The sequence below is a fragment of the Mucilaginibacter koreensis genome (genome assembly GCF_054783355.1).
Genome location: NZ_BAAGQS010000002.1, coordinates 321,229 through 333,968, shown reverse-complemented (window position 1 = coordinate 333,968; position 12,740 = coordinate 321,229). Strand labels below are relative to the sequence as shown.

Below are 12,740 nucleotides of genomic sequence, written 5' to 3'. Positions count from 1 at the left end.
TAGCGTTATTCAAATAAATTAATTTGGGTACAATGGTTAAATTTCTGAGTTCATTTTTGGGTACAGCTTTCTGTTTAGTTTGTATCTGTGGTACGTGTGAGGCACAAACGGCCAAAAGTGTTTCAACCGAGCGCTTCTTTGGGCTCCATTATGATTTTCATGCTACACTTAATGACAGGGGTATTGGCAGAACGTTAACAGCCCAGGATGTAGATAGCGTGCTGTCCGCTATCAGGCCCGATTACATACAAGTAGACACTAAAGGTCATCCGGGCATCTCCAGCTATCCTACTAAAATTGGAGTGAGTGCACCCAACATTTTAGTTGATCCTCTAAAGATTTTCAGGGCAGAAACTTATAAATACCATACGGCTCTTTACTCGCATTTTTCGGGCGTAGTAGATGCAGAGGCGGTTAAAGACCACCCGCAGTGGGCAAGTTTGGATGAAAGAGGGCATCCCAACTCACAAGCTACTTCCCTCTTTAGCAGTTATAAAAACACCTACTTTATACCCCAGATTAAAGAACTGATTGATAATTATCATATAGACGGCGTTTGGGTAGATGGTGAATGCTGGGCTGTGCAACAGGATTACTCAAAAGCAGCCATAGCCAGTTTTATGAAATTGAATAATCGTACTTTCAAGAACGATTCTACGTTTTCTTATGGTCAGCATAATCGTTATACCAGCTTTTTAAGGCAATCTTACCATAAATACCTGGCTGATTATGTAAATCAATTGCACAACTATAAACCAACTTTTAAAGTGGCAAGCAACTGGGCCTTCTCTGCTTACATGCCAGGCCCTCTTGATGCTCGCGTTGATTTTTTAAGTGGTGACTTATCTTCAAGCAGCTTTACTGAGGCTGAATTAGAATCGCACTTTATGAGCGGCTATCACAAACCCTGGGATTTGATAGTTTGGGCCAGTACTTATAAAACCTATCAGAGCAAGTCGCTTATACAGATCAAACAAGAAATTTCTCCTGTTTTAGCTGAAGGTGGTGGGGTTGGTGTTTATACTTTTCAAAAACGAGATGCTGCTTTACCTTTGGGTAATGTACAGGAGCTTAAAGCTATAAAACAGTTTTGTGTTGATCGTAAACCTTACTGTTTTAAAACTACTTCCATCCCACAGGTAGGCTTATTTTTTTCTAATAGCGGGTATGAACGTATGAATACTCATAACATCTTCAGTACGCTCAATACGGCTACTGATAATGTAAAGGGCATGCTCAACCTGCTGCTTAATGCCCAGTATTCTGTTGATATTATACAGGATTTTCAAGCCAGCCAACTAAACTCTTACCCGGTAATAGTTATTGCCGATTGGGATTACCTGCCTGCTACCACCATAGCTCAGATTAAACAATATATTACACAAGGTGGAAAAGTTTTGGTTACCGGTAAACAAATGGCAAATGCATTTGCCGCACTCAATAATATTGCTACCCTGGTACAAGTACCAGGCATCACGCCGGGTAGTACGGCTGGTGAATTATCTGTAAAAAAATATGGTAAAGGGCTTTTAGCCGTGTTAAACAATGATGTTTCGGCTACCTACCTTGGTAATTTATCGCCTGATGTCAAATCTGATGTCAGCCGGATAATTGATGCGCTGATGCCAAATAAGATGGTAGTTGTTAAAAACTCAGAAAACGTACATATCAGTACGCGAAAGAAAGGAAATGATATTTTAATTCAGCTGGTGAATGCAACAGGGCAAAAAGTGAATGTCCCCACCAGTGTTTATAATTCAGTAGCACCAATAACAACATTAAATCTGAGCGTTAAATTAGCACAAAAGCCTACTACGGTTACCTTAGAACCTCAGCATAAGCAAATTCCTTTTCAATGGAATGGCTCCGCAATTAATGTATCGATTGATAAGCTGGATTTATATGATATTTTAAAAATAGCTTATAAATAAATATACCTCATTAGTCCTGTCCTGCCGGATAGCAAAACTGGGTTAATGAGGTATGCTTTTTAATATACTGAATCTGTTGTACGGATCAGAAACTTAGTAAAACAGCGGTGCAAAGTTAACTTTGCACCGCTGTTTCTTGATTTAGGCTAAATTTTCACGGTTGCACCAAGATTCATAAATCTCCTGGAAAGTAGTGGCTAAATCTTTGGTGATATCCCAGTTCGGGTAATGCGCTTTCATTTTATCCAAATTAGAGATATAGCACATGTGGTCACCAATGCGGTTCTGCTCTGAGTATTCATAGATCATTTTCTTGCCTGATATACTCTCAATCAATGAAAATGCTTCCAGAATAGATATAGAATTTGCACGGCCTCCACCTAAGTTATACACTTCAGCAACGCGTGGTGCTTTGATAAATTCATAAATGAATCTGGCAACGTCCAGCGAGTGGATATTATCTCTTACTTGCTTGCCTTTATAACCAAAGATGTTATATTTTCTTTCTTCAAGGTTGCATTTAATCAGGTAGCTTAAGAAACCGTGCAACTCAACGCCACTGTGGTTAGGTCCGGTTAAGCAGCCCCCGCGCAAACAGCAGGTAGGCATACCAAAATATCTTCCGTATTCCTGCACCATTACATCGGCTGCTACTTTCGACGCACCAAAAAGTGAATGTTTAGATTGATCGATGCTGAAAGTTTCCTTTATACCATTTGCATATTCTGCATCGGCATAATCATACCGGGTTTCCTGCTCAACCAAATTCAGGTAATTAGGCGCATCGCCGTATACCTTATTGGTTGACATATGGGCAAAAGGTGTTTCAGGATTATATTGGCGAGTGGCCTCCAACAGGTTTAATGTACCTACGGCATTTACGTCAAAATCATCGAACGGACGTGAAGCGGCCAGATCATGGCTGGGTTGAGCTGCAGTATGCACAATGGCATCAGGCTTTACCGACATGATGAATTCCTTCACTTCATTTCTGTTTCTGATATCCAGGTATTGGTTTTTGAATCTTTCCAACCTGCTCTCTAATCTTTGAATGTTCCAGGTAGTATCACCTTTTTCACCAAAAAAATCAGCACGCATATTGTTGTCCACACCAACTACATCCCAGCCTTCGTTGGCAAAAAACTGCACAACCTCACTGCCGATTAAGCCGCCGGCCCCGGTAACAAGAACTTTCATATCTTTTTTGAATTAAATGATTTCTTAATAAATAAATATATAAACTTACTATTGGTGAATAAGTATCTCTTCCAGAGGCGGCCGGGTTCTGCATACAACCTGTACAGCCATTCCAAGCCGTTGCTTTGCATCCATAAAGGCGCTTGCTTCAAGGTACCTGCATGAAAATCAAATGCGGCTCCAATAGCCATCATTACCGCATTTACTTTACCCAAATGGTTAGCCACCCATTTTTCCTGCCGTGGGCATCCCCTGCCTACCCACACCATATTGGCACCCGAAGCATTAATTTTGTCAATGTCTTCCTGATCTTCTTCTGGTGTGGCTTCTCTAAAGCGATCGGGGTGGATGCCGACAATTTTTACATTAGGATAGTCGCGGTTAAAACGATCCACAAGTTTGTCCAACACTTCTTTCTTGCTTCCGTACAGATAAAGGTTAACGCCGCCCACTTCGTTAGCCTTTTTTAATACCATAAGTGATAAAGCGGGGCCACTTACCCGGTCGAGCAGGCGCAGTTTATAAAAATGGTTCATGGCCCATTTCACCGGCTGGCCATCTGGTGCAACCAAATCAATGCGGTTCACCATTTCCATAAAGGCAGGATCATTTACGGCTTCTATTAAACCGTGAACTGCTAAAGCCGACATGCCAAAGCTGTTGCCAGCTTTAGCATTCTCAATTAAAATATCCGTTGTTGAGGCATAATCAACCACTGCATAATTTACACCAAAAACAGATACCTTATTAAAACTTAACATTTGACTCTTCGTTAAAATCTATTTCTTAAAGAAAATATAAAAATATTGATTTTTTATTAAAATATCATCAATCATATAGTTAAATTTTCTAAATATTTATATTATATACTTATTAAAGTTATAATTGACTTACTTCGGTTAATATATTAGTTAAACGATGTTCATATGTGCCAATAGTAAAATCTTTAAAGAATCGTTCACGCCCCGCATGGCCTAATCTTTTCCGTAGTTCGGGGTTTGCTATTAACAACTCCAATTTACCTGCTACTGCGGCTGCATCGTTACAAGGCACAATAAAACCGGTTTTGTTATCCCTAATGATGTCGGGTATACCACCAACCGGAGTAGAAATTACAGGTAATGCAAACTGCATAGCCTCAAGGTTTACCAAACCAAAAGTCTCATTTTCATAATAAGTAGGAAATGCAAAAATATCTGCATCCTGAAAGTGTTTAAACTTTTGTTCGCCGTATTGCTTGCCATGAGCGAATATGCGGCCTGCTAAACCGCGCTGTTCTATTTCTTTGCCAAATGTATCTTCGGTAATATTAAACCAGTCGCCAATAAAGTGACACTCAAAATCAAGGCCTTTTTGCTGCAAAATTTCACAGGCATTCAATAACACATATACCCCCTTTTCAACAATCATGTTAGAAACAAAAAGTATTTTGCAGCGCCCGGTTGAAACCTTTTCAAACTTGAAATGCTCAGTTGCAGCAAGCGGGGTTACAGGGATGCCACACCATAATATATGCACATCATTACGAGGCACGAAACCAGCCACATCTTTAAATAATAACTCGGATATTAAAATAACTTTTGAGTTTTTAAAGGCGCTTTTATAAACACCGGCGGCTAATTTGCCTTTTGCACAATCAGCTACTCCACGGTTATGAAAATGGTAAAGCATTTTCATGCCGAATAGCTTAAGTATACTGATAATCACAAAATCTTTATAAAAAGCAGGTGTGCGGGCTGAAGGCGTCATATAACAGAAGTCATATTTATTCCTGATGAGTAAGCCCATTACCTTACTCACTATTTTCAGCAGTGCTATGTACTTTTTAACGCTGTTTTTACCAACGCTTTCTACAGAATCCGAAGTAGAAAGGTTAACATAAGTACAGTTAAACGCTGCGTTAATTTCAGTGCTTTCTTTAAAGTAACTCCCCATCATTGCAGCGCCATGCACGGGGGGCGGCAGGTGCAGAATGCATAATATATTCTTTTTCATTAGTGATGGCAGGGGTTATTTAGGATGGCCGGGCTATTATAAGAATACGATTAACTGTTTGCAGTTGTAGGTATAGTATAGGCATGCCGGTACTCTTCGTAATTTTTACCAAAAATACCTGCAATAATAGCATACCCCCTTACCATTAACATAATAGCTCTTACAAAGTGGTGTTTACCAACAATCGGACTAATCAGTAATGTTGGTAACAGTAATACAAACCCAATAATAATGCGTGCTAATGCACCGGCTAACAGTTTAAGTAATTTAAATATATTTTTATCCTGTGTAAGTAGCCAAAACGTATTGGCCGACCGGTAAGCGCGTTGCATAAGCCATTTAAAATTAGTTCTGGATTTTGGGACAAACTCATAAGTAATCGCCTCATTGGTATATACAAATTTACACCCCAGTTTATGCAAACTGATGCCTAATGCATTATCATCACAGCCTACCAGGCCCATAGTTTCGTCAAACGGGCCTTTTAATTGCATCAGGGCACTGTACCTAACTAACAGATTGTTAGTTACCACGCTACCGGCAGGATGCTCATCTCCGGTTTTTTGTTTAAAATACGAAAACAAAAAGAACTCACCTTTTACTACCCAATCTGGTGGAGTATCCACGAACTCAGGGTATGATGGGCCAATCACTAAATCGGCATTGGCTTTTTGCTGTATTTCATATAATTTAACAATCCAATCTTTATCAGGGTACTCATCATCATCTATAAAAGCAACAAAATCAGTATCCTTATCTACCAAGCTTACCGCTTTGTTACGTGTAAAAGGAATCCCCCTTTGTTTTTCAGAACCGTATAAAAGCGGGAAACGATAACTTACAGCTCTGCCTGTTACATAAGTTTCAGCACTTTTTTCGGCATCATTATCTACAATAACTATTTTCAGTGTAATATATTCAGGTAGGTTGATTTCACTTAACCTATCTAATAATATAGTTAGATAAGGTACCCGTCTGCAAGTAGCGATACAAAGAGATATTTTTACCGGTATAGTGTTGTTTGATTGATCCATTGTGCTATACAAAATTTTTAAGTACCAGATTCAAAAGCCAGTTAAAAACCTGCACTCTCTCTGTACTTTGTTTTATAGTTAAATATCTGTTTAAAAATAGCATACTTGATACGGAAGGCCGGCCTAAAGCTAAGCAGACCGTATATTGTTAACGCAGCAAATATTTTAGGGTAGGCCACATCAAATAAATTAAAAATATTATGCTTAAAAACAGGATTCCATTTCTTGTTGACAGTCATCCCGCTTTTTAAATTACCCTCGGCCATTTTAATGATGTAATCAGCCTCAATGCGGCGTGGAGGAATAATATGAAGCATTCTAAGCTTTGGACTTACACCTATTTTGTAGCCTTTGCTTAAGGCATACAAATCCAGGTCAATGTCCTCCGATGAAGTTAAATCATCTCCCTTACGGCCCTCAATGTAATTATCTGCCGATAAATGCTCATTGTAATACTCACTGATGAGTTCTTTGCGAACTATCATACCGGCGCCTACAGGAAACCGCGAGTTGTAATGGCTGCTTTCATTAAGCATTACATCCTGATCTGCTTCAAACAGCCGGATGGCCAGCATGGGCTCGAACGGTTTAAACCAGGCCCCGGGCTGAATTTCATAACGCGGTGCAATGTGCCCGCTTAATATACCGATGTGTTGTTGAGTAAAAAGTTGTTTTGCTGTTGAAAGATAGTTAGGCTCCAGTATATTGTCATCATCAATAAAAACCAGCAAATCTCCGTTAGCCATCAAGGTTGCACACTTGCGGGCGGCAGTAAGTCCCTGTGTTTTCTCTACTACAGTTTTAACTTTTAACTCCTTTATTACCGCCAGTTCGGCTACAGGGCTGGTACTGTTATTATCAATAACGGTCAGGTTCCATAAATCCTGTGGCAAATCCTGCTTTTGTATACTTTCAATCGTTTCCCGCAAAAATTGGGGGTTAGGATTATAAGTACATATAAAAACATTTATCATGCTTCCGTTCCTGTTAGGTATCCCACCTCGGTCATCCAGTCCTTAACCAATTGCCATGATTGCTCAAAGTTTAGTTGGGGCGTCCAATCGCTCATCACTACACTTTTGAACTCAACAGGCGAACTCACCACATTAAGATATACTCCGTCTTCCATGCCCAAAGTATGTATGGCCGGTAATGTACGGGTTTCAATCTTTTTAGCTTTCTGATAACGGCCAACTCCCATAAACCTGATCAGGCTTCGCAGGTATGACCCGGTAAAACGTTCACGTATTAAGCCACGGTATAATTCGCCAATGGCTGGTTTTTTAACTACTTTCTTAAAATCCTGTACAGCAGACGCCGTATCTACAGGCTTAACGGTACTGTATACCGGCTCTACGTTAAGCGCTTCAGCCATCAAACGGATTATTTCAGACCATTTTTTATTGCTGAACTCACTTAAGTGAAACATATTAAAGCCACTCAGCTTATCTGTTTTTATTAAATGTATCAGATATGATACTACATTTTTCACGTCAGTGATATTGGCATATCCGTCAATATTCTCAACAGCCACAAACTGGCCGAAAGTAAGCCTGTTAGCAACAGAGCCTGTCCATGTACCTGCACCTGGCCCCCAAACGTTTCCCAAACGTACTATACTCACATTATGATTTGGAAAATCGCGTTTAATGAAATTCTCCATTGACAGCTTTGCCTCAATATAAGCCTGATCACGACGGTTGGCAATAAAATCGGCCACCACCGGGCGATCCATACTGAAGCCGAACACAGCCTGTGTACTTACATGAATAAGTCGCGTATTGGCGCTTACCAGCTTCTTAAGCGTTCCTAATATTTTTTGATTTACTGCCGGAAATTCATATGCCATACTTACCGTAGGGTAAGCCAAGTTGACTACAATATCAAATGGCCCGTTTTCGCTAATTTCTTTATCCGTGAGGTTTTTGATATTTTTTCCCTGTAGCAGGAAATTACCGTTGTCGCGCGTATATGCATACAGGTCGTATCCTTCTATATTTTGTAATTGGCTTACCAATTCAATACCTACAAACCCCGCGGCACCAACTATAACTACTTTTTTGTTTTGCATTTTAATATGATTTAGCTGTTGGCAATTGTTTCTAAAATGTGTGTTAAGTTGGCAAACCTGCCGGCTTTATAAGGCGAATTTTTTACATCGTAAAACATATCTTTAAACTGCATTGCAAAAGCTTCCATGAGTTCATCATACTTGATATCAGCATAAACTACAGTAGAAGATTTTGGTCCGCCTAAGCGTATATAATTTGCCACCCCGATAGGTACATCTATCCACCCCTGGGTGCCTGTAATTTTTACTTTGTTTGACAATAATAATCTGCGACTTAGCTTCACCTTAAGTGTAACCTCTTGCCCTAAGGCAGGTTGTAATTTTAAAGCAGCTTGTATTTCATGTGCAGGCTCTGGCTTGTCTTTTTTTACATCCACCGATGATATTTCAACAGGCTTATCATCCAGATTTGCCATAAACAAAGCCATATCAATGGTGTGTGAGCCGGTATCGAACAGAACGCCGCCGTAAGGATCCTGATAAACATAACCCGACTTGGTTTGCCATGAAAACTTGCCGCCTTCGTAAACTTCAATACTGGTGATGTCTCCCAGCAGGCCGCTCTGAACAATAGATTGAGCCAGCTTAACCGATGGAAATGTACGCCTGAAGTGAGCTACGAAAAGTTCAGCATTTCTTGATGTAGCAAGTGCAATCAATTCATTACACTCTTTTAATGTTCCAACAAACGGCTTTTCGCATATTACTTTTTTACCAGGTTGGAGGGCCTCGGTAATTAATTGATAATGGGATGAAGGCGGCGTTGCAATAACAATAATATCACTATTATTAATCAGGGCTTCTTTACTGGTTACCTGTGCACCTAACTGGCCGGCAACTTGCCTGGCGAGGTCTTCATTCAAGTCAAATACAAATTTGGTTTTTACATCATGATACATGCTCAAAACCTTAATGTATTGATTTTGGATTACTGCACCACAACCAATGATGCCAAGTGATTTTGTCATAAGATATAGTTAAAACAATTTATCAAAGTCAATTCGTTCAAATACTTCAAGCTTACCGCCTACAGTTGCGTTATATACCTTTACACCATGCTGCTGCAGGTAATCTTTGGCATAAATATAGGCGCTTTCCATACGCTCCACGTTGGGGTCATACCATTTATGCCCTTTCAAATAATAATCAGGATGGAAATGGTTACTATCGGGTGCATCAGCTGTAATTACAGTGGTACCTTCCATTTTAGGAAGTTTGAATGAATGATCGAAACCTATCAGGTAAACCTCTTTGCATCCCAGGTAGTAGGCCAATTGCAAGTTCAGGTAACTCACTGTGCCGCCCCAGTATACTTTATCAGCAAACTGCTCGGTAAAAAGCGGAAACGGCTTGTACTTGCGTACAAAATTTACATAAAGCGTATCGCTGTTAGGAATCAGGGTGTTTACTAAATCGTATGGAAATATCTTTGTTGTACCTGTCAAAGCACTAAGTTCGCTGCTCCTGCCTTTGGCTACTAACTCATCTTCAAGCGTAAGAAATGTAGGCTTATACCCCATTTGCTCCCAAAGCAAAAAATGATTATTGCTGCCAATGGTAACTTCGCCCTTCAATTTACTCAAATCACATTTAACCAGGCTGGGGCCATTACCCATTACAAAGCACCTTTTACCTGCGTATTTATCTTTTAGCTGCTGTAAAGACTGGTGGTTTTGCTTGCCTGCTTTGGTAAGCTGCCATAAATCGTATTTTGCAGCATTGCTTACAGCGGTAATTTTATCCTTGGCTCGTGAAAACATAATTTTTAAGCAAAATTTGATTTTTGTGATAACCCGACACCTATCAGCAAAGAGCTTAAAGGCGAATAGTTTAACATATCGATTGCAGTGTAGACAATTAATAACATCAGGAAAGCGCCAAAAATGAATTTAGGCTCTCTTATTAAATTTTTAATTACTGTGTAAAGTTGAAAAGCCCATGCAAGCAGTCCAATAATACCTCCTGTAATGAATATCAGCAGCAAATCACTATGCAATGGGTAGAAATTAACTTTCAGGTTACCCAAATTCAGCAAGGGAATGAAAGACTGATTATAAAGATCAACCAACTTGTTGAAACCGCTTCCCACATATAAGTATTCTGCATTATGCTCCAATGATTTGAAAAACTCGTCAAGGTAACCTTCCCAAATCAACGTTCTGCCAGATAAGGTGAACCCCAAGTTATCAGAAACAGTAACAAAGTTGGCATTATTCTCATCGTGTTGAAATCTGGTAGAAATAACATTGGCAATATAATCATAAGATGGAATGACTATGATAGCAGCCAAAAAAGCAATAGCTATTGACGCTCCCAGGTTACGACGCAAACCGGCTAAAAAGTACATGGACAGCAAAAACACAACCGCAAACAACCCTGTACGGCTTTGTGTAAGTACAACCACAAAAAGGTTAGCCACTAAGCATATAATAGTAAACACATCGAATTTAGTTTTGCGGGCATAAACCAAAAGATGGATAGATAAGCAAACGGCAAACAAAGCTGTTTCATTGGTTGAAGCTCCTTTTAAGCCAATTCCGCCTAAATCTTCTGCTACCTTGGAAGTGTTCCCGCTAATTAAACCGGTTGCAACGCCAATCATCACCAGGCACAACACCATACTTGCAATTTTAATTAGTCTGATAAATTTATAGCTCTTAAAGTAGCTTAAATCATATCCATTAAAATTACAGCAGTATATCAATGCAAACGAACTTACCAGTCCCCATGGGTTGGCCAAACTCACGGCATCAGCTTTGCTCAAACTCACCCCATACAGAGAATCTACAATATTATGAATCAGCTGAATAATAATGAAAATGGCAAACAGCAGAAAAGAAAGCGTATATCTCACCTTTTTATTATGATATTGCCTGGCAACTACACCTAACATAATTGAGATTGCAGTTATACTTAGCAAAGTAGCTACCTGTAGTATGGCCTGTTGTTCAGATGCTGCATTCAACAATAATGCAAAGAACAGCATGGTGGTGGCAATTTGCGCTTTCTTGTTTACTGAATATAGCACATTGCTATGCCCAACCAGAAACATGATTATGAATATAAGTATTTTTACTATATCCATATTACTTTAGATAGTTGGTAAATACAACAACATATAAGTAAGGCAACAAAATAAGCAATGGCATAGCAAGCGTACTCCGCTCAAAACTTCCGAAACCCAAACCGAGCGAACGGTATGAATTTTTTGCTGCGTACCATGAATAAAATCCTAAATAACCGGCAATCATGGCTACTGCCAATGCATAAACACCTATAAACTTAAACAGCAATAAAGTAACTAATACATAAATAGTACCCGAAACAATATCAGCCACGTGTATGATAACATGGTTAGTTGATATGTACACCTGCATGTGCATTGCCCCAAAACGCTGGAAAAAGAAACCCAACGATATCAGCAACCATAATTTAGGGGCAACGAAGTTTACATGTGAGCCTAAAAAATGAAGCAAGTAATTACTGAACACGCCTACGCCAACGACACCTATAATAAAGGTTAAATGGCTCAAAAACATACCTCTCTTAGATATCTTGATCAGCTCCTGCAAATTGTTTTTCACTCTCAGCATTGCCATTAAGGGCAGTTTACTGTAGAAAGGCGCCATTGAGATATCTTTAATTTGGTTGATGATGCGCAGCGCCAGCAAATAACCCGCAACTTCGGCTGGAGAACCTACTTGTGCAAAAAAGACACCATTTAAGTTAGTTACGCCGATAGCTACAAAACCCGATATCCCGTTTTTCCAGGTAGGCTCCCATATTTTTTTGAATATGCTTTTATTAAAGGGTTGCTGCTTTGATACGCTTTTATACAAGCCTCCTTCTAAAGTATAGCACAAGTAAATGTCTCTTACCGTGTTAACTAAAATCCAAAACTGGTTTGCAATAATTAAGTGCAGCAGCGAAGGTGATATGATCAGTATAGAAATGCTCGAAATAATTGCCCCTAAAGAGGTAAGTGTTTCAATGCGGCGCACTACTGCAACCTTAAACAGGCCCTCTAAGTAATTGACATATATTTTACCGTAAAAATTAATACATGATGCTACCACTACTACAGCCCATGCCCACCACGTTTGTGTAATGTTACTGGCTTGCTTAACCGGCGTAATCAACGACCAGGTACCGAAACCAACCATAAGCACAAAAAACAAAATGGTGAGCCGTGCATAGATGTATTTCATTGTTGATACTACATCACTCAGCAGTGCCACATTAGGCTGCTCTTTTTCAATACCGGCTTTTACACTCGTATCATTCTTAAACTGACCAATGTCTTCAGCACCTACGTAAGCGTAAGATATAATGCGCGAGAAGGTTTGCCTGAAGCCGAATTCCGATATGTTTTGAGATGAAATGATGATGGTGAAGAACAGGTACCATAAACTTACATCGCCTAACGGAAAGTTTTTTAATATTAACGGAAGAACTACAAACAAAGACAACGCTTTGGTGGAGTAACTCATCCAGGTTGTGATTGTAGGCGAA

General features: G+C 39.6%; 11 protein-coding genes. 1 reads left to right on the top strand and 10 read right to left on the bottom strand.

What is annotated here, in order from left to right; genetic code table 11:
* The first annotated feature begins 32 nt into the window (after positions 1-32).
* Positions 33-1,931, top strand: a complete 1,899-nt coding sequence (locus tag ACYVNW_RS18115; protein WP_460681322.1) for a hypothetical protein — start codon at positions 33-35, stop codon at positions 1,929-1,931.
* A 141-nt stretch (positions 1,932-2,072) separates the two neighbouring features.
* On the opposite strand, the gene ACYVNW_RS18110 is transcribed toward ACYVNW_RS18115, so the two are convergent.
* The 10 genes from ACYVNW_RS18110 to ACYVNW_RS18065 form a co-directional block, all read right to left on the bottom strand.
* Positions 2,073-3,128, bottom strand: coding sequence for an NAD-dependent epimerase/dehydratase family protein (locus ACYVNW_RS18110; protein ID WP_460681321.1), 1,056 nt, complete (start codon positions 3,126-3,128; stop codon positions 2,073-2,075).
* Positions 3,125-3,889: a WecB/TagA/CpsF family glycosyltransferase gene (locus tag ACYVNW_RS18105; RefSeq protein WP_460681320.1), complete on the bottom strand. Its 765-nt coding sequence runs from the start codon at positions 3,887-3,889 to the stop codon at positions 3,125-3,127. The genes ACYVNW_RS18110 and ACYVNW_RS18105 overlap by 4 nt, the downstream gene beginning before the upstream one ends.
* Before the next feature lie 118 nt (positions 3,890-4,007).
* Positions 4,008-5,123, bottom strand: coding sequence for a glycosyltransferase family 4 protein (locus ACYVNW_RS18100; RefSeq protein WP_460681319.1), 1,116 nt, complete (start codon positions 5,121-5,123; stop codon positions 4,008-4,010).
* A gap of 50 nt (positions 5,124-5,173) precedes the next feature.
* The gene (locus tag ACYVNW_RS18095) at positions 5,174-6,157 is read right to left on the bottom strand and encodes a glycosyltransferase family 2 protein (RefSeq protein WP_460681318.1); all 984 of its coding nucleotides are present in this window, start codon (positions 6,155-6,157) and stop codon (positions 5,174-5,176) included.
* A gap of 41 nt (positions 6,158-6,198) precedes the next feature.
* Positions 6,199-7,131 (bottom strand): glycosyltransferase, encoded by a 933-nt coding sequence (locus ACYVNW_RS18090; RefSeq protein ID WP_460681317.1) that lies wholly within the window; start codon positions 7,129-7,131, stop codon positions 6,199-6,201.
* The gene (locus ACYVNW_RS18085; RefSeq protein ID WP_460681316.1) at positions 7,128-8,228 is read right to left on the bottom strand and encodes an NAD-dependent epimerase/dehydratase family protein; all 1,101 of its coding nucleotides are present in this window, start codon (positions 8,226-8,228) and stop codon (positions 7,128-7,130) included. Before ACYVNW_RS18085 ends, ACYVNW_RS18090 begins: the two co-directional genes overlap by 4 nt.
* Positions 8,229-8,239: 11 nt before the next feature.
* Entirely contained in the window at positions 8,240-9,196 is a 957-nt protein-coding gene (locus ACYVNW_RS18080; RefSeq protein ID WP_460681315.1) for a Gfo/Idh/MocA family protein, read from the bottom strand.
* Between the two features lie 9 nt (positions 9,197-9,205).
* Positions 9,206-9,988: a 6-hydroxymethylpterin diphosphokinase MptE-like protein gene (locus ACYVNW_RS18075; protein WP_460681314.1), complete on the bottom strand. Its 783-nt coding sequence runs from the start codon at positions 9,986-9,988 to the stop codon at positions 9,206-9,208.
* 5 nt (positions 9,989-9,993) lie between these two features.
* Entirely contained in the window at positions 9,994-11,280 is a 1,287-nt protein-coding gene (locus ACYVNW_RS18070; RefSeq protein ID WP_460681313.1) for an O-antigen ligase family protein, read from the bottom strand.
* A gap of 34 nt (positions 11,281-11,314) precedes the next feature.
* Complete coding sequence (locus ACYVNW_RS18065; protein WP_460681312.1) at positions 11,315-12,718, bottom strand: lipopolysaccharide biosynthesis protein; 1,404 nt, start codon at positions 12,716-12,718, stop codon at positions 11,315-11,317.
* Positions 12,719-12,740: the final 22 nt, after the last annotated feature.